Source organism: uncultured Pseudoteredinibacter sp. (assembly GCF_947502065.1).
GTDB lineage: Bacteria > Pseudomonadota > Gammaproteobacteria > Pseudomonadales > Cellvibrionaceae > Pseudoteredinibacter.
In genome coordinates, this window is the sequence record NZ_CANMYE010000003.1 from 454,308 (window position 1) to 478,296 (window position 23,989).

The window sequence follows — 23,989 nt, forward strand, 5'->3', positions numbered from 1 at the left end:
GGCATTCACCGTGATTCGCCAAATACTGCTTTGCAGCCTATTAACGAGCCAAGCTTTTAATGGATTCGCTTCTGGGCTAACTCCCAAAAGTACCGTTATCACCCCTCAACAACTAAAGCAGGCCATTGTGTTCAACCAAACCATCAGTAAAACGCTGGCTGGAAGATTAAAGGAGCGCCTGATATCTGCCGTCAAAAGTGGCGGTCTAGAAGCCGGCATCTCCCAATGCAATATCGCCGCTCCCGAAATCTCAGAGCAGCTTAAAGCAGAGCACCCCCATACACTTATTAGCGCAAGCAGAACCTCACTTAAAGTCCGCAACGAAAACAACCAAGCAACCACCTGGCAGGCGGAACAACTACGGGCTTTTGATCAGCTACAAAGCAAAGGGCTTAAGGCGGGTTTTCGCTATAGAGTTTTAGAGTCCAACGGCAAAGTGGCAATAGAATTTATGAGTCCAATTCCCACACAAGGATTATGTCTTAACTGCCATGGTTCACAATTGAATTCTAGCTTATCCGCAAAGCTTAATGAGCTATACCCAAATGATAAAGCAACGGCTTACAGCTTAGGTGATATTAGAGGGGCTTTTGTTATACGAAGCTGGCTTCAAGAACAATAAAGCCAGCAGGTTCAAGGCGATCTTCTAAGAAGTCGTGAAGATCGCCAAGATAATAATTAAGCTTCACCCGCCTTTGGGTTTGGGCCATGCTCATTATCAGGGTGGCTGTCTTGTACGTAAAACACGATCAACACAATCATGCCGATCAGCGGTATTAATGCAATCAACTGCCACCAGCCGGTTCGGCCAGTATCATGCAGACGACGCGCGCCAATTGCCAACGAAGGAACTAACATCGCCAAGCCAAAGATCATGCCCAGGAATGCCGTACCTAAAATACTATCTACAATCGTAACAACGATTGAAAAAATAAAGTAGAACAGAACAAACATCCAGTACTGCTTACGCCTTGCGCGACCGCTAAAGTCTGCATATCGCTTAAGGGCATCCATAAAATATTCCATAATTTACTCCTAATGACACTATCTTTAGTAACGTTTAAAAACGCTATTTATATTTGTTCTATCAATATGAACAAGAGGAATATCATACAGCAGCAATTGTGAGAAACAAGGGCAACAATACCTTGTTGGGCGCTTAAGAGTAGGCAAAAATATGGACCAACGATTTCTAGTGAGCCACATTGTAGCTATAGCTTATAACCGTCTAATTCAACGCCAAGACCTAGAATAGAAGTAAAAAAAACCGGCTATTTGCCGGCGTTTTTTCACTCTAAAGCAATACGACCCAAAATGGACCTAAGAAAATTAGGCCTCTTCACCACCGGCCGCTGTAGCTTCTTCAAGCAATGGCTTTAGCTCACCGTTTTCATGCATCTCAGTTACGATATCGCAACCGCCAATAAGCTCACCATTTACCCACAACTGTGGAAATGTTGGCCACTGGGCATATTTAGGCAAGTTTTCACGAATCTCAGGGTTGGACAACACATCGACATAAGCAAAACGCTGGCCGCAGGCCATTACAGCTTGTGAAGTACGCATGGAAAAACCACACTGAGGTGCATTAGGAGAACCTTTCATATAAAGCAGTACAGTATTCTCTTCAATTTGCTGTTTGATGGTATCCAAAATATCCATGGGCTAACCTTTTAACGCTATCTATATATCTTGTGGGTGTGAGCTGGGCCGTATCTAGCTAATTGAATAATCTAATCAGACTACCCATTGCACTAGCATTTAATACCCAAGCACTAAGCTGCGGTATTCTACCCGAAAGCCAAGCCCACTAACCAGTAATTTCAATGCTTTTGCACTTATTTTCATTTATGATGGAGGGCTTGGTCGTTGGTTTATCGAGCTATGCTGCCCACTGCTAAGCTTTGCTCATACGACCACTAACAATTAAAACAGCGACTTAATCGCAACATAGCAAGTAGTAAAGATCATGAGTCAATATTTAATGAACAACTATGGCAATAGAAGCCATAGCTTGAGCCGTGGCGAAGGCTGTTATCTTTTTGATGATAGCAATAAGCGCTACCTAGACGCGCTAAGCGGCATCGCCGTATGTGGCCTTGGACACTGCCACCCTGCAGTCACCCAGGCAATTACCGAGCAAGCCGGCACACTGCTGCACACCTCCAATCTGTTCAACATCGAGCGACAAGAGCAGCTAGCACAGGCTTTGTGCGAGATTAGCGGCATGGAGCGAGCGTTTTTTTCCAATTCCGGTGCTGAAGCGAATGAAGCTGCCATCAAAATCTCGCGCCTATATGCGAAATCTAAAGGCATAGCCGAGCCCATTGTGATTACCACTCACGGTAGTTTTCACGGCCGCACGATGGCGACACTATCGGCCACAGGCAATCCCAAGGTTCAAGAAGGCTTTTCTCCTTTAGTTGATGGATTTAAACACGCCCCTTACAACGACCCTGCCGCCATTGAGGAACTATGCAAAGCCGGTAATGTTGTCGCTATTCTGGTGGAACCCGTTCAAGGTGAGGGCGGTGTAAGAGTTCCAGACGAAAATTATCTGCAGCGCTTACGTCAAATCTGCGATCAGTATGATTGCTTGTTGATGCTAGACGAAATCCAAACAGGCAATGGCCGTACTGGTGAATATTTTGCCTTCCAGCACAACAACATAAAACCCGATGTTCTAACTACCGCTAAAGGCCTAGGTAACGGTGTACCCATTGGTGCTTGTTTAGCTGCTGGTAAAGCCGCCGAGCTATTACAAGCTGGCAGCCATGGTTCAACTTATGGTGGCAACCCACTTGTTTGCGCAACCGCCTTAGCGACCGTTAATGAGCTTCGCAAAGAAGAACTGTTGAATAATGTGCGCGAACGCAGCGCACAATTGTTAACAGGATTAACTACTGCCCTAAAGGATTGCGAAAAACTAAAAGAAATTAGAGCCAAGGGCTTGATGGTAGGCATCGAGCTTAATGAAAACTGTGGCCAGCTGGTTGAAAAGGCCTGGCAGAAAGGTCTTATTATTAATGTAACTGCTGGCAGTACAATAAGACTTTTACCACCTCTTGTTATCAATCAAGAACAGGTCAACCATATTATCGCCATCATCAACGACATAGTGCGTGAAGACTGAGAATTACGCGGAGAAGCCCTATGAAGCCTAGACACTTTTTAACACTTTTGGATCTCAACCCAAGCGAACTTAAACAAGTTATTGAGCGCGCCGTTGAGCTGAAAGCACTTCGCAAACAAGACTCTGAGGATAAAACCTTACCTGGCAAAGTGCTGGGTATGATTTTTGAAAAGTCCTCCACCCGCACACGAGTATCCTTCGAAGCAGGCATGGCACAAATGGGCGGTAGCGCCCTCTTTTTGTCTTCCAATGATACCCAGCTAGGTCGTGGTGAACCGATTGCCGATTCTGCTCGAGTATTATCACGCATGGTTGATATCGTAATGATCCGCACCTTCGGACATGACATTGTAGAAACCTTTGCCCAACACTCAACTGTTCCTGTGATTAACGCCTTGACCGATGACTACCACCCCTGCCAACTGTTGGCAGACATGCAGACCTATTGGGAGCATCGCGGCGATATCGCCGGTAAAACCGTCAGCTGGGTGGGCGATGGCAACAATATGTGTCAATCCTATATCAACGCAGCTAGGCAGTTCGATTTCAAATTAAACATCGCCTGCCCAGAAGGTTTCGAGCCGGATAGCGAACTTATGGCACTGAATAAACAGCGTATTGAACTGTTTCGCGACCCTAAGCAAGCCGTCGCCAACAGCGACTTGGTTGTTACCGATACATGGGCATCGATGGGCCAAGAAGAAGAAAAGCTTGCTCGTGAAAAAGCGTTTACAGGCTATCAAGTCAATGAAGAGCTCATGAGCCTGGCAAACAGCGATGCACTTATGATGCACTGCCTACCGGCGTATCGAGGCCTGGAAGTGAGCGAAACAATTTTAGATCAGGATGATTCCGTTGTTTGGGATGAAGCTGAAAACCGATTACACGCCCAAAAGGCACTGATGGAATTTTTACTAGCTCAACATTAAACGCATTTGCATTATAGTAAGGCTTGCAATATAGCCTTGCAGGGTATTAGCTGAGGCGCATTACACCCAGCTAATACTTCAAACGCTAAGTACACCTTTATTTTGACTCGTGTTAAGCCAAGAAAATAGGTTTATAATTCGCCGTCGCTTTATTTTATCTGGATACCACTTTGAGCCCTCACCTTCTCGTAGAAGACCTAGGCTGTTATTACAACGGTCATCAAGATAAACCTGTTGTAGACGGTTTGTCATTTACAATGCAAGAAGGTGATATTGCCTGCCTACTAGGGCCAAGCGGCTGTGGTAAGACCACGGTTCTTCGCAGCATTGCTGGATTTCACCCCTTAGCTCAAGGTCAAATATGTTTAGCTAATCAGCAAATAAGTTCTTCCGCACATAGCCTAGCTCCGGAAAAGCGAGAGATCGGCATGGTGTTCCAAGACTATGCGTTATTCCCACATCTAACGGTTGGCGAAAACATTTGCTTCGGCTTAAAGGGGCAAACACATCAACAGCAATCTACAGAGCTGCAGCGATTACTAGACCTGGTCAATTTAAGCGGGCTAGCCGAGCGGTACCCTCATGAGCTTTCTGGTGGCCAACAACAACGTGTCGCGTTAGCACGGGCCCTGGCGCCAAAGCCTAAGCTTTTGCTACTTGATGAACCCTTTTCCAACCTAGACGTGGAGTTACGCCGCAAGCTTGCTCTGGAAGTACGAGATATTTTAAAGCAACAAGGTACAACGGCCATCTTGGTGACCCACGATCAAGAAGAAGCTTTTGCATTTGCCGACCATATCGGCGTGGTTTATGCGGGTAAAATAGAACAGTGGGCCAGCCCCTACCAACTCTACCACCAACCCCAAACTCGCTTTGTCGCCAACTTTATTGGGCGAGGAGCCTTTGTGCCCGGCATCATTAGTTCAAACGGGCATATTGACACCGAACTTGGACCAGTGCCCTGTACCTTAAGCGAAGCTGCCGGCACTCGGGTTGACGTTTTGTTGCGCCCTGACGATATCGTGCCAGGGCAAGAGCATGGCCAATTGGCCGAGGTGGTACATAAGGTATTCACGGGCACTGCTAACCTCTATACCCTTAGACTGCCGACCGGTAGCCGGGTCGAAGCCGCCCTTGGCAGTCACATCGACTGCCAGCTCGGCGAGCAACTAAAAATCCAGCTCAGTGCAGACCATGGCATAGCCTTCACACTTTAGACAACCTAGCTGTCCTTTAAGAGGGATAAAACTGAAAAAGGCCACTTTAAGTGCCATGCTTACGCATTGGTTCAGTTCGTATTCAAAATCTCTAGCAGAGGCTAATTTTTCATTATAAATTTTCAAAAATTGATATCGAGAAAGTATAAATTTTTTCCCCAAGCCTGAATAAAGCCTATAACTGGCTCGGGCCCAGATGGACTAAGGCCTAGAGATTAGTGCTCACTGACACAGCAATAAAATCACAACTTATCCACAGCATACCCCCAAAATCTTTCTATTGATTTTCAAGCCCAAGCGCATTATCTTGTGTGTATTGATTGTTGAGCCCCTAGATATAGGGGTTTTAGTGTTTCGACACCCCACAAAACACAAGTGAAATATTCACTCAATAAGCTATTCGGGGCTAAGGGGCTGATTTTGGAAGGAAATATCAGCACCTCGAAACACGACTCTAGCGGAAATAATAACGAGGAATAAGCAGCGTTAAGGAAAGACGTAAGGCTTTACTCAGCACTCTGCCTGAATGGATTAGCAATACATAAAACGATTGCTGATGGCAGAACTTTGTTGGGGTACGCCCGCAATTTACGCCGAAAACGTTAGTCGCGAGTAGTATAAAGAGCATAACCGCACAACACAGTAACTGTGTTGGCAAATGGAAGGGTCAGGGGTATTACAAAGTCAATGAACAGCTTAGCAAGCTATTCTTCAGCAGACAGAATCAATGACGAGACAGGCTGTTCTCATGAACTAAGCAGCTCATCAAGTCTTGCCTTGGCACCGTCAATCGACAGTTTCCAACCTGAGCTTAGCCTGCGCTTTATATCAAAGCGTAATGATCTTTCGATCAACAAACATTTAAAACAGTTTACCTCATAAGCTGCCAAAGCTTTTGGCAGCTTATGTAGTGGTTTCCCGTTTCCACATTAAAAAAAATGGCTGATATATCACATTAGAATTTGCAGCTTTATCGCGGAGAATTAAATGCAAACTGACACTTCAGTGAATGAATCTAGCCCAGCCGCTCCTGCCCCGGCAGAGCAGAGCAGCTCAACCGTTTCGGCAACCGCTCCAGGACAATTGCGGGTTATTAAGCGTAACGGTACTGTTGTGCCATATGACGACAGCAAAATTGCTGTCGCTATGACAAAAGCCTTTTTGGCTGTAGAAGGCGGAACCGCAGCAGCGTCTTCGCGTATTCATGAAACTGTTTCTAGCCTGTGCCATCAGGTTAGCGCTACTTTTAAACGTCGCATGCCTTCAGGCGGCACTATCCATATTGAAGATATTCAAGACCAGGTAGAGCTTGCTTTAATGCGCTCAGGCGAGCAAAAAGTGGCTCGCGATTACGTTTTGTATCGCGAAGAACACGCCCGCTTGCGCGGTGACAAAACCGAGCAGGCAGAAGACCCAGATTACCCAGCAATTCGCGTTATCAATAACAAAGGTGAAAGCGAGTCTTTAGATATTGCTCGTATTCGCACCATTGTGAATGACGCCTGCGCCGGTCTAGAAGAAGTAGAACCAAAAGCTATCCTAGATGAAGCCATGCGTAATCTTTACGATGGTGTTTCTCTAGAGGATGTTAATACCTCACTTGTGATTACTGCACGTACCCTAGTAGAGCAAGAACCGAATTACAGCTACGCCACGGCTCGTCTACTATTAGATAAGCTGCGCTCAGAAGCCTTGTCTTATTTGGCCGTTGCAGAGTCTGCAACCCAAGCCGATATGGCTGAGCTCTATGCTAAGGCCCTGCCCGCCTATATTGAAAAAGGTATTGAACTTGATTTGCTATCGCCCAACCTACGGGAGTATGACCTAGAGAAGCTAGGCCAGGCGATCGATTCTAGCCGCGATGCTCAGTTTACCTATTTGGGCCTGCAAACCCTTTACGACCGCTACTTTATTCATACTGAAGGTACCCGCATAGAATTGCCGCAGATATTCTTTATGCGCGTAGCCATGGGCTTGGCCATCGAGGAAGAAGATAAAAATGAAAAAGCGGTAGAGTTTTACCGTTTACTGTCTTCTTTTGATTACATGAGCTCTACCCCTACCCTATTTAATGCTGGCACTCTGCGTCCACAGCTGTCCTCTTGCTATTTGACGACTGTACCTGACGATTTGCACGGTATTTATGGTGCCATGCAAGATAATGCCATGCTTTCCAAGTGGGCTGGCGGCTTGGGTAATGACTGGACCCCAGTACGATCTTTGGGTGCCTACATCAAAGGCACCAATGGTAAATCTCAAGGCGTAGTACCTTTCTTAAAAGTTGCTAACGATACCGCCGTTGCGGTAAACCAAGGTGGCAAACGTAAAGGCGCCGTTTGTGCTTATTTGGAAACCTGGCATTTAGATATCGAAGAGTTTGTCGAGCTGCGTAAAAACACCGGTGATGATCGCCGTCGTACCCATGACATGAATACCGCCAATTGGGTGCCTGATCTATTTATGAAGCGTGTTTTTGAAAGCAAAGAGTGGACTTTGTTTTCCCCTAACGACGTGCCTGATTTGCATGATCTATACGGCAGCGCATTTGAGGAACGCTACACTCAGTACGAAGCCATGGCTGAGCGCGGCGAAATTCGCTTATACCGCAAAGTTAAAGCGGAAGATCTATGGCGTAAAATGCTGGGTATGTTGTTTGAAACCGGCCACCCTTGGATTACTTTTAAAGACAGCTGTAACCTACGTAGCCCACAGCAGCATGCTGGCGTTGTTCACTCTTCTAACTTGTGTACTGAAATTACTCTGAACACAAAACCCAATGAAGAAATCGCCGTATGTAATCTAGGCTCTGTTAACCTGGCCCAACATATTGTTGATGGTAAGCTCGATACCGATAAACTAAAACGCACCATCGATACTGCGGTGCGCATGCTTGATAACGTGATCGACATTAACTATTACTCGGTTGAAACGGCTCGCACTTCAAATATGCGTCACCGTCCTGTAGGTCTAGGCCTGATGGGTTTCCAAGATGCGCTTTATAAGCAAAACATTGCTTACGGATCTGCAGAAGCCGTTGAATTTGCTGATCGCTCGATGGAAGCTATTAGCTACTTTGCGATTTCCGCCTCGAGTGATTTAGCGACCGAACGCGGCGCCTATTCCACCTTCGACGGTTCTTTATGGAGCCAAGGTAAACTGCCTATCGATTCTATTGAATTACTGGCTGAAAGCCGTGGCGAGAAATACCTACAAATGGATCGCAGCCAAACCCTAGATTGGGATGGCCTACGCCAACGAGTTAAAGCTCAAGGCATGCGCAACTCCAATGTAATGGCTATCGCACCAACGGCTACCATTGCTAATATTACTGGCGTTTCTCAATCAATTGAGCCGACTTATCAAAACCTATACGTTAAGTCGAACCTTTCTGGTGAATTTACGGTAGTAAATCCATTCTTAGTTCGCGAACTTAAAGAGCGCGGGCTATGGGATCAGGTAATGACCAATGACCTGAAATACTATGAAGGTTCGGTGCAAAAAATCGATCGTATCCCTGCCGACCTAAAAGCAAAATACGCAACCGCTTTTGAAGTTGAGCCTCGCTGGATTGTTGAAGCCGCCAGCCGGCGCCAAAAGTGGATCGACCAAGCGCAGAGTTTGAACCTTTATATTGCCGAAGCAAATGGTAAGAAACTGGACATTACTTATCGCATGGCTTGGTTCAGCGGTTTGAAAACCACTTACTATCTACGCGCCTTAGCAGCTACTACCGCGGAGAAATCGACTATCGATACTGGCACCATGAATGCCGTAGCCGCTGCGGTAGAGCCTGCCGCTGCAGCAGGGCCCGCTGAGGTACCAAAAGCCTGCTCACTGGATGATCCAGATTGCGAGGCCTGTCAATAATTTGGGGGAGAGCGTCTAGACAGGGGCCCCTAGGGCTCCTGTTCAAGACCTTTCAGGCGCGGCGGCCAGCGCTTAAAAAACGGTCGCACTTACAAGACCACACGAGCATATTCAAGCATTAAAGGATCACTCTATGTTAAGTTGGGATGATTACAGCGAAGACGCAAACGCGCCTAGCAATCCAACACCAGCAGCGGCACCTGCCACTGCTAGCCCATCCGCACCCACTGCACCGACAGCTCCTGCGGCGGGTAATAATATCCCTCCTGCGAGCGATATTTTCAGCGGTGTCGAGCTTGACGCCGAAGAAATTACCGCTGGTTTACAAGACCTAGAGATGACCGGTGCTCGTGTGCGCGCAGAAGACAAGCGCATCATTAACGCCACCAGTGATGTTAACCAAGTTGTGCCAATCAAATATGACTGGGCATGGCAGAAGTACTTGGATGGCTCACAAAACCACTGGATGCCACAAGAAATCGCAATGGCAGCTGACTTGGCCCTTTGGAAAGATCCGAATGGTTTAAGTGAAGATGAACGCCGTATTATTAAAATGGGCCTAGGTTATTTCGCTACTGCCGATACAGTAGTGGCAAATAACTTATTACTCTCTATTTACAAGCACATCACAGCGCCAGAATGTCGTTTCTATATTGGCCTGCAATTTCGCGAAGAACTGATTCATGCTCACGCCTACCAATACTGCATTGAATCATTGGCAATGGATGATGGCGAAATTTGGAATATGTATCGCGAACAACCTTCTGTGGCCCGCAAAGCCGCCTGGAGCTTGAAGCATACTGAAGTTATCAATAAGCCAGACTTCACCACTGGCACCCCGGAAGCTGATAAAGAGTTCTTGAAAAATTTAATCAGCTACTACGTCGGTGCAGAAGGCATCTTCTTTTACTGTGGTTTTGCGGCCATCTTGCAGATGGGACGTCAAAATAAAATGACCGGTATTGCGGAGCAGTTCCAGTACATTTTGCGCGACGAATCTATGCACCTGAACTTTGGTATCGATTTGATTAACCAAATCAAAATCGAAAACCCACAACTGTGGGATCAAGAGATGCAAACCCTTGCTACCCGCCTAATCGCTGAAGCGGTAATGCTGGAGTGTGAGTTTGCTCGTGACATGATTCCTCGCGGCGTACTAGGCATGAACGCCAATATGATCGAACAGTACTTAAAATTTATTGGCAATCGTCGCTTAACCCAGCTGGGCCTAAAAGAGCTATGGAAAGGTATTGAAAACCCGTTCCCATGGATGAGCGAAATCATGGACCTTCGTAAAGAGAAAAACTTTTTCGAAACCAAAGTAACTGAATACCAGCAAGCTGGCGCCCTCTCTTGGGACTAAGGCTTTACATAGTTGCGGCCTCATAAAATGGGGCCGCTTTATCTGATTCGGTGAAAATGCGACCCGCAAGGATCTATTCATGAGCAACGACAAAAACAGTCAACGCGAAGCCACATTAATGGCTCTAGATCAGCTTGCTCAAACCTTGGAGGTAATGAATAGCCTCGTAAGACGCTTAAAGCTTAGCTTAGATCAGGCTCAAACTGATACGCCTCAAGCAGGCGCCGAAAGTAAACCCCAAGAACTTAAAAATGTTAACAGGGTTCAGCAAAGCAAGAGCCCGATAAACGAAAAGCCTACTGTCCACTAACTGCTACCAACCACTGACCACTTTTTCTTAAAAAATCACTATTTCTAGTGACCCAAAGCGACCGTTGACGCTTGCATCCACCTAATGACTCCCCCTACAATTCAATTACATTTGCAGCAGGCAGTGAAGCTAGCTAGCAAATGCGGCTGGATGCCCAAGGACAATATAACCAGGTAAGGTTAACGGAAGCGCACACAAGGACGGCAGCAGGGAAGACTATAAAGATCAGGGAATAGGAATGATCGGGTTTTAGGAAAGATTTCGGGCCAGCACTTGCTGGCCCATTTCATTTCTAGGGCATGAAAATTTTTGAGCAAAAGCCAGCTTCCATTGATTCCCATCAGCTCATTATAAAAAGCAGCATGTTAGCTTATCTCGTCTTAAAACCTGACAGGAATAGACATGGCTAACTCAATTGAAGAACTCTCTTTGCAAGACATTGTCATTGTCGGAGCAGGGCCCGCCGGATTAAGTTTGGCCACCATGCTGTCAGACTCTGGTTTCAGTATTACGCTATTGGATATTCAAAGCGAAGAAGATCTCTCCTCCCCCAAAGCAGATGGCCGGGAAATCGCACTTAACCACGCCTCCAAAGAACTCTTAGAGCAAATGGGGGCCTGGCAGCAAATTCAAGAAAAAGATAAACACCCACTCAAGGAAGCCAAAGTCGAAAATGGTCGCTCGCCGCTGGCCTTAGAATTTCGCACGCAACAAACTAAGAAACCCCTAGGCTATCTTGTCGCAAACCATCAAATTCGCCGAAGTTTGTTTAAGCAGCTTAAAAAAGCGAATAACATCCGCCTTTTGTGCGATACCAAGCTGCTCTCTTTGAGGGAAGAAAATGAACGCACAACCTTAATACTATCAGGCCACAGAGAGCTTTCTTGCAAGCTACTGATCGCTGCAGACAGTCGCTTTTCTGCTACCCGAAAAATGAAAGGCATTGCCGCTAAAATGAAAGACTATGGCCGCATAATGATCGTCTGCAATATGCAACACGAGCTAGATCATCAACATATCGCCCAAGAATGTTTTCATTATGGTCATACTTGCGCCATTTTGCCTTTAGGGCCGAAAGAATCCTCCATCGTAATTACCGTTAACTCAGCAAAAGCTGAGCAGCTTTTACAGTTAGATGATGCAGCTTACGCAGAGCATGCCTACAAACTCCTATCAGGCCGGCTTGGCAAAATGACTATTAGCGCCCAAAGGCAACCCTACCCATTAGTAGGGGCCTACGCCGATAGTTTTACAGCCTCAAGGTTTGCACTGATTGGGGATGCCGCCGTGGGCATGCACCCTGTCACCGCGCATGGCTTTAACCTAGGCTTACACTCTGCCCATAAGCTCTCTAAACACATCTTAAAAGCTCGCGCCTCAGGCAAAGATTTTAGCGGTGCGGAGGTATTAAAACGCTATGCCTTTGAACATCAGCTCATGGCAAAACCGGTATACGAAGCCACCAATTTAATTGTCAACCTATTCAATGATGACAGCGGCCCCGCAAAACTGCTTAGGAAAACCACACTGGGCTTAGCATCTCGCTTTACCCCACTGCAAAAGTTGATAACACATCGATTGACTCGCGGAGCGAACAAAGGCTTGCTATAAAACTGTGTTACATTAGCTCGCTCACCCCCTTTGTTTACAGCGAGCATTATGAGCAGCCCCGAAAATTTGCTAAAAAAAATCTTTGACGATTTTATTCAGCAATGTGATATCAATGGTGTCTTAGGCGAAATCCCCATTGCTCCGCAAGGCCGAACACTAATTCTCGCTATTGGCAAAGGAGCGATTCAACTAGCCCAAGCTTGTGAAGCACAACTATTAAAACGCTTTCAGGGGAAGTTTCCAGCCACTGCTTATGCACTTTGCCGGCATGGAGAGATCAATCCATGCCAACATTTTAAAACCTTATTTGGCTCTCACCCTCTGCCCGATCAGAGCTCTATAGATTCGACTAGAGTCATCATGGAGGAAATTGCATCGCTGGGTGAACAGGACAGCTTGGTTTGTTTATTATCTGGTGGCGGCTCCGCTCTTTTATGCCAGCCTCCAGCAATTATTCCATTGCAAGAAAAAATAAATGTCTGCGACGCTTTGCTGCGTAGCGGCGCCGATATCAGAGAAATAAACTGCGTAAGAAAACACATCTCCACGGTAAAAGGTGGGCAGCTTGCAGATCTGGCCTACCCCGCTAACGTTTACTGCTTTGCTATTTCAGATGTAGTGGGAGATATCCCAGACGTTATCGCCTCAGGCCCTACTGTCGCCGATAGCAGCAGCCAAGCCGATACCATCGATATCCTCAAACGCTATCAGATTACCCCAGCAGCTTCGATCGTCCAGCACTTGAGCGAAGGCCAAAATGAAACTGTAAAGCCTGGAGAAAGGTGCCTAGAGAGAAATCACTTTAGTATTCTACTAAGCCCAAAACAGGCTTTTAGCAGGCTACAAAGCTATTTAGCAATGCTCGACATTGATGCTCATTTCCTTGGGGCGGAGCTCACTGGAGAAGCGCGCCAACTTGCACTAAACCACGCTAGGCTTGCCATCAATACTGCTAATAGCCAGCCTGTGAAAGCTCAGTTATATATCTCTGGTGGCGAAGCAACTGTCACCGTTAAAGGTACGGGAAAAGGCGGACCCAATACGGAATATGCCTTAGCACTTGCCCTCGCCCTCAATGGCCACCCACAGATCCATGCCCTAGCAGCTGATAGCGATGGTATCGACGGCAGTGGAGGAAATGCCGGGGGCATAATTAACCCTCAAAGCCTGATAGGAGTGCAAGTAGATGCTGAGCAATACTTGCTAAACAATGATAGCTACGGCTTCTTTAAGCGCTTTGGAGGGCTTCTAGAGACCGGCCCAACATACACCAATGTCAACGACTTTCGCGCCATCCTAGTGCTGCCATCCAGTGCTGTAACATAACTAAACCTAGGGTCAGAATCCAAGGGTTCTGCTCCTTTGCGAAGCCCTAAAGCCAAGACAAACAAAAAAGCCCCAGCGCATTTGCGCTAGGGCTTCAATGTAATGGCGGAGAGGGAGGGATTCGAACCCTCGATACCGGTTTAGGGTATACTCCCTTAGCAGGGGAGCGCCTTCGGCCACTCGGCCACCTCTCCAAACGAGGGCGGCATAATACCACAATCCTTACAAAATCATAGACTTAGTTTGATTTTTTTCCGATTTTTTTCGGCTTTCTCAAACTTGGGATTTACCAAACCCCAGAAACACAAAAGCGGAGTCCAACTCCGCTTTTGATGAGATCTACGTGCCCAGTATCCGTGTCTAGGCATCAACACTTAGCTACACCTAGGAAACGTTTCCGTTAGGCTCCTGCTTTTCGCGTTGTATACGTTGATAGATCTCTTCTCGGTGCACCGCTACCTCTTTGGGTGCATTCACACCTATTCGCACCTGGTTCCCCTTGACACCTAGTACAGTGACTGTCACATCGTCACCGACCATCAAGGTTTCACCAATACGGCGAGTTAAAATTAACATCTTGATTCTCCTGTTATTTGCCGGCAGGCCTTACCACGTCGATTTTACATCGCTATGATTCTTTTGACCGCCACACGGCTCACATACCTTGCGTGCTTTCCATAGCCACTCACCCAGCTTCCTATCGCTCGACCAGTGCCATTTGGGCGGTCTTTAATAATTCGATTATGATTTGCTTTGTTAGTTCAGCTGTCACAATAAACTAACAAAACATTAATTATCCTATTTCTTCTTCCGGTTCTTTATCTAAATCAAAAGCGGAGTGCAAGCTGCGCACGGCCAACTCTAAATAACGCTCTTCGATAATCACCGAAATCTTAATTTCTGAAGTGGTAATCATTTGAATGTTAATCCCTTCACTTGCCAGGGTATTAAACATCAGAGAAGCCACGCCAGCGTGGGATCTCATACCGACTCCAACAATCGATACCTTAGCGATTTTGTCGTCAAATGTCACTTCTTTTGCCTGTAATGACTCGGCAACTTCGCGCAAAATAGACGCGGCTTTGTCCATATCATTACGATGCACAGTAAAAGTCAAATCTGTGGTGCCATCAGCCGCCACATTTTGCACGATAACATCAACTTCAACGTTAGCCTCACCAATTGGCGCCAGCAATTTTGAAGCTGCACCAGGGATATCCGGCACACCGCGTACTGTCAATTTTGCCTCATCACGGTTAAAGGCAATACCAGCAACTACAGGCTGCTCCATATCGTTATCTTCCTCATCTAGAGTAATTAATGTTCCAGGCCCTTCTTGGAAGCTGTGCAATACGCGCAATGGCACATTGTACTTACCTGCAAATTCTACGGCTCTGATTTGCAAAACCTTTGACCCCAAGCTGGCCATTTCCAGCATTTCTTCAAAGGTAATGCGACTTAAACGTCTAGCGCCATCGACGACACGTGGATCAGTGGTGTAAACACCATCAACATCTGTGTAAATTTGGCACTCATCGGCCTGCAAAGCAGCCGCCAAGGCAACACCTGTGGTATCTGAGCCACCACGTCCAAGAGTGGTAATAGAACCATTCTCATCAACACCCTGAAAGCCCGCGACAACCACAACGCGACCGGCCGCCAAATCTGCCCGCATTGGTGCATCATCAATATCCAAGATACGGGCTTTAGTGTGGGCGCTGTCCGTAGTAATTTTCACCTGGGAGCCGGTATAAGATCGCGCATCCCAACCCAAATCTTTCAAGGCCATACACAGTAACGCAATAGTGACTTGCTCGCCGGTCGATACCAGCACATCCATTTCTCGTGGATCTGGCGTTTGCTGCATCTCTTGAGCAAGGCCAATCAAGCGATTGGTTTCACCACTCATTGCCGAAACAACAACAACGATGTCATCGCCCTGCTGGCGGAAATTCGCAACCTTTTCGGCTACCGCTTTGATGCGCTCTACTGAGCCCACCGACGTCCCGCCGTATTTTTGAACAATTAAACTCATAATTATGCTATTTCTAACCGTTTAAGACGGTTTGCTATGGTTATCGTGCTTATAAAAGCTGGCCATTAAACACTAAAATTTGGCAAAAGTTAACCAGTTTAACGGCCGCTTATGGGGCACTCTAATAGAGCGCACCAATGCTTAAATTTGTGAGGCTACCCACTCTTGGACAGAGGCTAATGCGGCATCTAAATTCTCTGGTTGATCACCACCACCTTGAGCCATATCGGGACGACCGCCACCTTTGCCACCTACCTGGGTAGCAACATGCTTCATTAGATCACCCGCTTTAAATTGCCCAACGAGATCTTTACTAACACCAGCAACCAATGAGATTTTCTGGCCATCGACAACCGCCACAATAATCACCGAGCTGCCTAATTTGTTTTTAAATTGGTCAACGGTATCGCGCAAAGATTTGTGGTCGACATCGCTCAATTGCACGGCCAGCACTTTAACGCCCTGTACTTCTACAGCATTGCCTAATAAATCACCGCTTGCGGCACTAGCCAGTTTTGCTTTCGCGGCTTTTAGTTCTTTCTCTAGAGTCTTTTGCTGATCAAGTAAGGACTGCAGCTTGTTTACCAGCTCTTCAGGCTTGGTCTTCAATAGCTTGGCAGCATCTTGCAATTGGGCTTGTTGCGTATCGACGCTATCAACAGCAGCACGGCCAGTAACCGCCTCGATGCGGCGAACACCCGCTGCAATACCGGATTCGGAGGTAATTCGTAACAAGCCAATATCACCTGTGCGCTCAACATGGGTACCGCCACATAATTCAACAGAGAATTGCTCAGTGCCCATGCTTAAAACACGCACACTATCGCCGTATTTCTCACCAAATAGGGCCATGGCACCTTTGCTTTTTGCGGTTTCCATATCGCAAACATCGGTTTGTACCGGAGTATTAGCACGAATTTGCTCATTCACCATAGCCTCAATTGCCTTCAGCTCTTCGGCGGTTACCGCTTCAAAATGCGAAAAATCAAAACGTAAACGCTCAGGGTCTACCAAAGAACCTTTCTGGGTGACGTGATCGCCTAATACTTTTCTCAAGGCTGCATGCAGCAGGTGAGTTGCCGAGTGATTCAAAGCTGTCGCCTGACGCTTGCCGGAAACTACCTCGGCACTCAGCTTCTGCCCGAGACTCAACTGACCTTCTGTTAACTCACCAATGTGTAGGTGATTGTTACCCTGTTTGGCACAGTCCTCCACCGAGAACGAAAGCCCTTCAGCCTTTAACAAACCCTGATCACCAACTTGGCCACCCGATTCTGCATAAAACGGAGTTTCGCTGAGTACCACAATGCCACGCTCACCCGCTTCGAGCTGCTCACAGCTTTGGCCGCCTTTAAACAAAGCAATAACAGTAGAAGATCCAGCTAAGTCTTCATAGCCCGTGAACTCAGTCTCGCCGTCAATCTCTAAGTTATCGTTGTAATCGACTTTAAAAGAGCCCGCCGCACGTGCGCGCTGACGCTGCTCTTCCATCAGTTTTTCATAGCCGTCTAAATCGATACTCATCACCCGCTCGCGGGCAATATCATTGGTTAGATCGACGGGAAAGCCATAGGTATCGTATAAAGTGAACACCAATTGGCCGGGAATTTCTTTGGCATTTAAATTTGCCAACTCGGACTCAAGCACAGCCATGCCTTTATCCAGGGTTTTCTCGAACTGCTGCTCTTCGGTAAGCAAGATCTTCTCGATTTGAGCCTGCTGCTGTTTTAGCTCTGGGTACGCCTCGCCCATTTGGTCAACTAATGCCTGAACCAAGCTATGAAAAAAGGCATCTTTTTGGCCAAGCTTGTGCCCATGACGAATAGCACGACGAATAATACGACGCAGGACATAGCCTCGACCTTCATTCGCCGGGATAACCCCATCAACCACAAGAAATGCACAAGAGCGGATGTGATCAGCAATCACTCGTAGTGATTTGTTTTCCATATCACTGGTATTAGTCGCCTTGGCTGTGGCGGCTAATAGATATTGGAATAAATCAATTTCGTAGTTGCTGTGTACGTTTTGCATAACCGCCGCAATACGCTCTAATCCCATACCAGTATCTACCGAAGGCTTTGGTAGCGGCGCCATAACGCCATCGGCGCTACGATTAAACTGCATGAAAACGACGTTCCAAATCTCGATAAAACGATCGCCATCTTCTTCTGGGCTACCTGGAGGGCCACCCCAGATTTCCTCACCGTGATCATAGAAAATCTCGGTACATGGACCACAAGGACCAGTATCACCCATCGACCAGAAATTATCGGACTGGTAACGACCGCCTTTATCACCAATGCGAACAATTTTCTCTGCTGGCACAGACATTTCTTTGTGCCAAATATCAAAAGCCTCATCGTCCTCTTGGTAAACGGTAACCATTAGCTTTTCGCTGGGAATACCGAGCCACTCTTTTGACGTCAAAAACTCCCAGGCAAAGCTAATGGCTTCACGCTTGAAGTAGTCACCAAAACTAAAGTTACCTAGCATTTCAAAAAAGGTGTGATGGCGGGCGGTGTAACCTACATTTTCTAGATCGTTATGTTTACCACCGGCGCGAACACAGCGCTGGGAGCTGGTTGCTCGGCTGTAGCTGCGCTTATCTTCGCCTAGGAAAACATCTTTAAACTGCACCATGCCCGCATTGGTGAACAATAAAGTCGGGTCATTGCCTGGAACCAGTGAACTACTGGCGACAATTTGATGCTGCTTCGATTGGAAAAAGTCTAGAAAGGCTTGGCGTATTTCAGCGCTCTTCATGATAAGGCGTTCCACAGTTCAATAGCATCCTACTGGATGATTAATAGTCAAAAGGCCGCGATTATAACGTTTTTTAGTGACTATTACACGAGGATAAAACAGCGAAAACGAATACAAATGGAAAGGAGAAGGCGCTTCTAGCACCATTTAGGTGCATTCAGAACGAGGGTATCGAAGCCAGAGGAAATCCTGGCTGCGAACGCGATTTATTCTTAAAAGCCTAAGCCAGCTTCAGTAAACTCTTTACCAGCTAACAGGTGTAGATGTAAATGAAAAACGGTCTGCCCTGCACCTGCGCCATTATTGATGACCAAGCGAAAAGCCTCATCGATACCCAACTGACGAGCAATATCACCAGAGCGCAGCATCAGCCGACCCAACAAGGCCTGATCTTCCTCTGAGGCATCAGCCAAACGAGGTATTGGCTTGCGTGGAATCAGCAGAACATGCACTGGGGATTGAGGGGCAATATCGTTAATGCAGATACAGTCTTCGTCTTGATACAAAATCTCCGAAGGAATGTCACCATTGATGATTTTGGTAAAAATGGATTCTTCTGCCACAGCTTAACAACTCCTGTGTTTTTAAGGTTTAAGTTATTGCTTACGCCCTGCTTCACGCTCTTCTGGGCTCAACTCGCGCGCCTCACCCTCTAGCATGACTGGGATACCGTCACGGACGGGATAGGCAAGACCACTACCATAACAAACCAATTCTTGGGCTTCTTCTCGGTAAACCAACGGTCCTTTACTCACCGGGCAAACCAAAATAGATAATAACTTTTTGTCGAGCATTATTAAGCCTTTTCTAAGGAAAGTTCGCGCTATTGTAGCAAGAGCTTAAATGGATGAATACTCTTACAATAGCAGGGCCGCAATAACAGGAAGGTACTATAGGCCAGCATTGATCGCTGGAAAGAGACATTACATAAGCCATTAAAATGAAAAAGCCCTTAGAGGTTTTACTCTAAGGGCTCACGTTATCAAAAGCTAATAATTGGAAATTATATCGTTTCGATAGAATTGTTATTAATCAGAACCTGCAAGATATCTTGGTCAGTTTGATTAAAGAAGGCTGCATCAGCATTTTCAATTCGAACGGTGTATTCATCTTTAGCATCATCTCGACTATTTGCTAGGTAATCACCATCGGTATTGATATGCACAATAATATCTGAACCGTCTTCCTCAAAATGTAAGTACTGATCAAGTGTTGCCGCATCAGCACCATCTGGCAGTAACGACCCCAGATCCAGCACATCGGTACCAATCTGGAAGTCCTTAACAACGTCCTGCTCACCCGTAGCAATACCGTTATCCAAAACGAAAGTATCGGCTCCAGTGCCGCCAAACAAGATATCCTCACCGGCACCGCCAATTAAAATATCACTGCCGGCTTCACCAAACAAAGTATCGTTGCCTGCCAAACCATTCAAAGTATCGTTACCGGCATCAGCAACAATAGAATCGCCATTTGCGGTACCGTTTAAGGTTTCGCTTGCGCCAGTTCCTGTAACAGCCCCTTTACCTGCAATAACAATAGTTACCGAGCTACTTGTTGTGGAGCCATCACTATCGGTAACGGTATAAGGAACACTTAAGACCTCTGTATCACCTGCTGCCAAACTATCTTTAGTCTCACGATTTACTTCGAAGCTGTAACTTCCATCACCACCTGAAGTAAATGTTCCCAAAGAAGGATCAGAAGGTGCGCCCCAAGCAATGCTAGCGCCAGTATCTGCGCCAGACTCAATGTCTACACGCCCAGTAACAACAGGCAATGGATCCGTTGAGGTTACCTTACCAACGACGGTAAAGCTGTTACTCGCCTCTTCATTGGTGTAAATCGTGTTTACTGCATTACCATTACTATCCAAGAAACCATCAACGGATACCTCATAATTTTGCCCGCCAACCGTCACTGTTTGAGTGGTAGTTGGCAAGGTAATGATATCCATATCTGAAGTTACCTGGTTACCATTCGCATCAAGAACAGGTGTTCCATCAGGGTTAGTTACCGGCTGGGGGTTACCGTTCGACGTTTCGTTATGCCCCAAGGTTAACGTCAAAGTGACTGGGTTTGAAACACCATTAATAACCACATTAACGGTCAGGGTCATATCGATACTAGTAATGGTTCCCGAGTTCGAAAATGTTGGCCAGTTATGATGGGTAAAGGTACCAAACTCTATCAATTGATCAGTTTGGACGACTTCACCTGCTGCAGATGCAAGACCTGTATCATCCACCAGCTCATAACCCGAACGATTGCCATCAGGGTTCACACCATTCTGGCTAAATGGACGCCCCCACTCAACCTGGTCAACCAAAGCATCAGAATCATTTTGAATTTCATTGAAATCCCAACCTGCTTGGTTATCAGGGCCAGTCACTTCATTCTGGAAGCCTGCGATATAACTATTGAAAACAATAGTATCCACATCAACAGTCATCACACGAGTCTGACCGTTAGTGCTAGGTCCATCGTCAACAATATCGATAACCAAGTTGGTGCTGGCATCATCACTCACATTGCCATCGTTATCGATTACGGAAACAACAAATGTTTCATTGTCATCCGTACCGTCGTGATCCTCTCTGGAAGTCAGCTCATATTCGTACTGAACTTCACCAGGGTTGCCATTGCTAGGAGGAATAATCGCGGTAACGGTTAAGGTACCGTTATCGCCAACAATGCTAGCGCCAACTGCCGCTACAACTGTTGTTCCACCGTAGGAGATTTGAACACTGGCGCCACCATTACCTTCGGTAAACTCAATAGTACCTGTGGTTAATTCACGAGTGTCGCTATTGTTGTTTGCATTACCGTCTGCAAGCTCACCACTACCAGAAGCCGCCAAACCAGCTTCAAATACTTGATTGCTGCCAGTGATATTCACTGTAGGCGTGCCATCAACGATGGTTAGGTCTGCGGTATCATTTGCACTATCGATAGTAATATTACCGAAGCCGCCACCGGAAACTGTTGCCAACTGCATATTAACGGTTTCATCTGGCTCATTACCTACGGTGTCGAACAAGGTAACAATATCCAAGTTAACGCTATTACTTCCCGCAGGAATAGTCACGGCCGCTACCTGAGTATAATCAGAGCCATCAGTCGCGGTACCAGTATAAGTAATATTAACGGTTACATCACTAGTTGCATTCGGCGCTGGATTGCCATTCACATCGAATAAACCAACCTGGAATGTTCCCGTTTCACCCTCTACAAGACTGCCCACTGGATCGTTAATACGAACGACCACGTCACCTTGTACATCGTTGATGGTCGCCTCCGCACTAGGTGTACGTCCGTCAGCACCTGTGGTGGTATCAACATTTTCAAATTGACTTGCACCGGCACCAACGCTATCAATCGTTGCGGTAAAGGTTTCATCGTCAAAGTCAGCGTCAATGGCCGTAGGCACATTCACCAGTGCTGTGCTGTTACCGTTTGTGATGGTTACCGTTTGCGCTGTGGCCGTGTAGTCACCAGTTTCTGCCGTTCCATTTGCGAAAACAACATCGACTTCCATATCAGAAGTCACCGTCACCGGATTGCCATTTTGGTCAATCAGAGAAACCGTAAACACAGAGGTGTTGCCTTCATCGACAGCGCCGTTACTTTCGATTACCGCATAAACCGTATCTTCCGGCCCTGGAGTTGGAGTTCCCGGAGGACCACCAGGTGTGGTTTCATCGTGAATGGTGGTGGTCACATCATCGGTGCTTGTTGCAACGGCCTCATAAGTCGAAGTAATTGCACCCGCTACCGATCCAGCATCAATAGTGACAGTGAAATTTTCTTCATCGTCAGAAATCAAATCATCGACAGCTACTGTCTGGAACACCTGCCCAATAACAACATTTTGACTGCTGTTGTCATAGTCACTGTTACCTGCACTGCCATTGGTAAAGCTGATATCCACAGTGCCTGCCGCTGGGCTGGCAATTTCATTACCGGCCGGATCAAGCGCAATGACTTTATAGTAGGCCGCCTCACCTTCATTAGTCGCATTAACACTGCCATCGCCGATGATATTGCCAGCACTGTCGGTAGCAACCACTTTTAGGGTTACGGTATCGTCAGGATCTGGGCTGCTTTCATCAGTAATTGCGCTGTTAGCAACGTTTTGAGTACCTACAGCTGTTTGCTCAAAGTTGTTATCGGTATCTACAACAGAAGTAATCGTGGCTACTAAAGGTTCACTTCCTTCCGTAATAAAGTCGTCATTTGCATCAACGGTAAATTGCGCCTGACTACCAGAAACATTTACGCTAGCTGGCAATGCGCTGGTGTCACCACCGCTTGCTGCCAAACCAGTCCAGTCCAGAACAACCTCAACACTATCGCCTGCTGGAACAGTTACCGGATTACCATTGTTATCTACCAAGGTAACCGTGTAAGTTAGCTGACCACCTTCTTCAACAGCACTTTGGTCTACAGCTATTTCTGCAAATACCGTATCTTCTGGTCCAGGTGTTGGAGTTCCCGGAGGTCCACCTGGAGTTGTTTCATCATGGATGGTAGTGGTTACATCATCAGTGCTATTTGCCACAGCTTCATACGCTGAAGTAATAGCACCAGTGATTGTAGAATTTGCACCCAAGCTTACGGTGAAGTTCTCTTCATCATCAGATAGCAGATCATCAACAGCCGTTGTTTGGAAAACAGAACCAATTGCAACGTTTTGCGTTGCGTTGGCGTAGTCCGCATCGCCTGCTGTGCCGTTGGTGAATACCACATCAACATTACCAGCCGCTGGGCTAATAATTTCATTGCCTGCTGGATCTACTGCAATAACTTTGTAGTACGCAGCTTCACCTTCGTTGGTTGCGTTAGCACTGCCATCACCAATGATGTTGCCGGCGCTATCTGTGGCAACAACTTTCAACTGCACAGTATCATCTGGGTCAGGCGAAGCTTCATCTGTGATCGCACTATTGGCAACATTCTGCGTACCAACCGCTGTCTGCTCAAAATTACTATCGGTATCGACAACCGAGGTAATCGTAGCAACGAGAGGCTCGCTACCTTCAATAATAAAGTCATCATTTGCATCAATAGTAAACTGAGTTTGGCTACCAGTAACATCAACACTTGCTGGCAATGCGCTCGTATCACCACCTACTGCTGCTAAACCAGTCCAATCAAGAACAACTTCGACACTATCACCAGCAGGCACGCTAACCGCATTGCCATTGTTGTCAACTAGGGTCACCGTGTAGGTCAGCTGCCCACCCTCTTCTACAGAGCTCTGATCCACTGATATTTCAGCAAAAACAGTATCTTCAGGACCAGGGTTCGGCGTTGGTGTTGGGTGAGGACCTGGGCCAGGCGGTGTACCTGGAGTGGTCTCATCATGGATGGTGGTTTCCACATTGTCGGTGCTGTTCGTTACCGCTTCATAAGCCGTGGTAATCGCACCC

The 23,989-nt window shown here is 46.8% G+C and carries 17 protein-coding genes and 1 tRNA gene; 9 read left to right on the top strand and 9 right to left on the bottom strand.

The window, feature by feature from the left end; genetic code table 11:
- Positions 1-10: 10 nt before the first annotated feature.
- Positions 11-622, top strand: a complete 612-nt coding sequence (locus Q1A41_RS11570; RefSeq protein ID WP_299978858.1) for a DUF3365 domain-containing protein — start codon at positions 11-13, stop codon at positions 620-622.
- 56 nt (positions 623-678) lie between these two features.
- Here the strand turns inward: Q1A41_RS11570 and Q1A41_RS11575 are convergent, their stop codons facing one another.
- Both Q1A41_RS11575 and grxD read right to left on the bottom strand, forming a co-directional pair.
- On the bottom strand, positions 679-1,026 hold the full coding sequence (locus tag Q1A41_RS11575; protein ID WP_299978860.1) for a DUF805 domain-containing protein: 348 nt from the start codon (positions 1,024-1,026) through the stop codon (positions 679-681).
- Positions 1,027-1,329: 303 nt separating this feature from the next.
- A complete protein-coding gene (grxD, locus tag Q1A41_RS11580; protein ID WP_299774889.1) occupies positions 1,330-1,662 on the bottom strand; it encodes a Grx4 family monothiol glutaredoxin in 333 nt (110 codons plus the stop codon).
- 307 nt (positions 1,663-1,969) lie between these two features.
- On the opposite strand from grxD, the gene Q1A41_RS11585 reads away from it, so the two are divergent.
- The 8 genes from Q1A41_RS11585 (at position 1,970) to Q1A41_RS11620 (ending at position 13,756) form a co-directional block, all read left to right on the top strand.
- On the top strand, positions 1,970-3,133 hold the full coding sequence (locus Q1A41_RS11585; RefSeq protein WP_299978863.1) for an aspartate aminotransferase family protein: 1,164 nt from the start codon (positions 1,970-1,972) through the stop codon (positions 3,131-3,133).
- A gap of 20 nt (positions 3,134-3,153) precedes the next feature.
- Entirely contained in the window at positions 3,154-4,062 is a 909-nt protein-coding gene (gene argF, locus Q1A41_RS11590) for an ornithine carbamoyltransferase (protein ID WP_299978866.1), read from the top strand.
- A gap of 170 nt (positions 4,063-4,232) precedes the next feature.
- Positions 4,233-5,279 (top strand): ABC transporter ATP-binding protein, encoded by a 1,047-nt coding sequence (locus Q1A41_RS11595; protein WP_299978869.1) that lies wholly within the window; start codon positions 4,233-4,235, stop codon positions 5,277-5,279.
- Positions 5,280-6,266: 987 nt separating this feature from the next.
- Positions 6,267-9,146 (top strand): ribonucleoside-diphosphate reductase subunit alpha, encoded by a 2,880-nt coding sequence (locus Q1A41_RS11600; protein WP_299978872.1) that lies wholly within the window; start codon positions 6,267-6,269, stop codon positions 9,144-9,146.
- A gap of 133 nt (positions 9,147-9,279) precedes the next feature.
- Entirely contained in the window at positions 9,280-10,509 is a 1,230-nt protein-coding gene (locus tag Q1A41_RS11605; RefSeq protein WP_299978875.1) for a ribonucleotide-diphosphate reductase subunit beta, read from the top strand.
- Between the two features lie 79 nt (positions 10,510-10,588).
- Positions 10,589-10,819 carry a hypothetical protein gene (locus Q1A41_RS11610; RefSeq protein WP_299978878.1) on the top strand — a complete coding sequence of 77 codons (231 nt, stop codon included), beginning with the start codon at positions 10,589-10,591 and terminating at the stop codon, positions 10,817-10,819.
- Positions 10,820-11,221: 402 nt separating this feature from the next.
- Positions 11,222-12,430, top strand: a complete 1,209-nt coding sequence (gene ubiM, locus Q1A41_RS11615; RefSeq protein WP_299978881.1) for a 5-demethoxyubiquinol-8 5-hydroxylase UbiM — start codon at positions 11,222-11,224, stop codon at positions 12,428-12,430.
- A gap of 48 nt (positions 12,431-12,478) precedes the next feature.
- Positions 12,479-13,756: a DUF4147 domain-containing protein gene (locus Q1A41_RS11620; protein WP_299978884.1), complete on the top strand. Its 1,278-nt coding sequence runs from the start codon at positions 12,479-12,481 to the stop codon at positions 13,754-13,756.
- 103 nt (positions 13,757-13,859) lie between these two features.
- Here the strand turns inward: Q1A41_RS11620 and Q1A41_RS11625 are convergent.
- The 7 genes from Q1A41_RS11625 to Q1A41_RS11655 form a co-directional block, all read right to left on the bottom strand.
- Positions 13,860-13,950: transfer RNA gene (locus Q1A41_RS11625), tRNA-Ser, on the bottom strand.
- 190 nt (positions 13,951-14,140) lie between these two features.
- A complete protein-coding gene (gene csrA, locus Q1A41_RS11630; RefSeq protein WP_166843460.1) occupies positions 14,141-14,332 on the bottom strand; it encodes a carbon storage regulator CsrA in 192 nt (63 codons plus the stop codon).
- 217 nt (positions 14,333-14,549) lie between these two features.
- On the bottom strand, positions 14,550-15,791 hold the full coding sequence (locus tag Q1A41_RS11635) for an aspartate kinase (protein ID WP_299978887.1): 1,242 nt from the start codon (positions 15,789-15,791) through the stop codon (positions 14,550-14,552).
- A gap of 141 nt (positions 15,792-15,932) precedes the next feature.
- On the bottom strand, positions 15,933-18,557 hold the full coding sequence (alaS, locus tag Q1A41_RS11640) for an alanine--tRNA ligase (protein ID WP_299978890.1): 2,625 nt from the start codon (positions 18,555-18,557) through the stop codon (positions 15,933-15,935).
- A gap of 212 nt (positions 18,558-18,769) precedes the next feature.
- Positions 18,770-19,120, bottom strand: coding sequence for a histidine triad nucleotide-binding protein (locus Q1A41_RS11645; RefSeq protein ID WP_299978892.1), 351 nt, complete (start codon positions 19,118-19,120; stop codon positions 18,770-18,772).
- A gap of 33 nt (positions 19,121-19,153) precedes the next feature.
- The gene (locus Q1A41_RS11650) at positions 19,154-19,351 is read right to left on the bottom strand and encodes a Trm112 family protein (protein ID WP_299978895.1); all 198 of its coding nucleotides are present in this window, start codon (positions 19,349-19,351) and stop codon (positions 19,154-19,156) included.
- Between the two features lie 209 nt (positions 19,352-19,560).
- Positions 19,561-23,989 (bottom strand): type I secretion C-terminal target domain-containing protein (locus tag Q1A41_RS11655; RefSeq protein WP_299978897.1); only part of this gene is annotated, 4,429 nt, incomplete at its 5' end.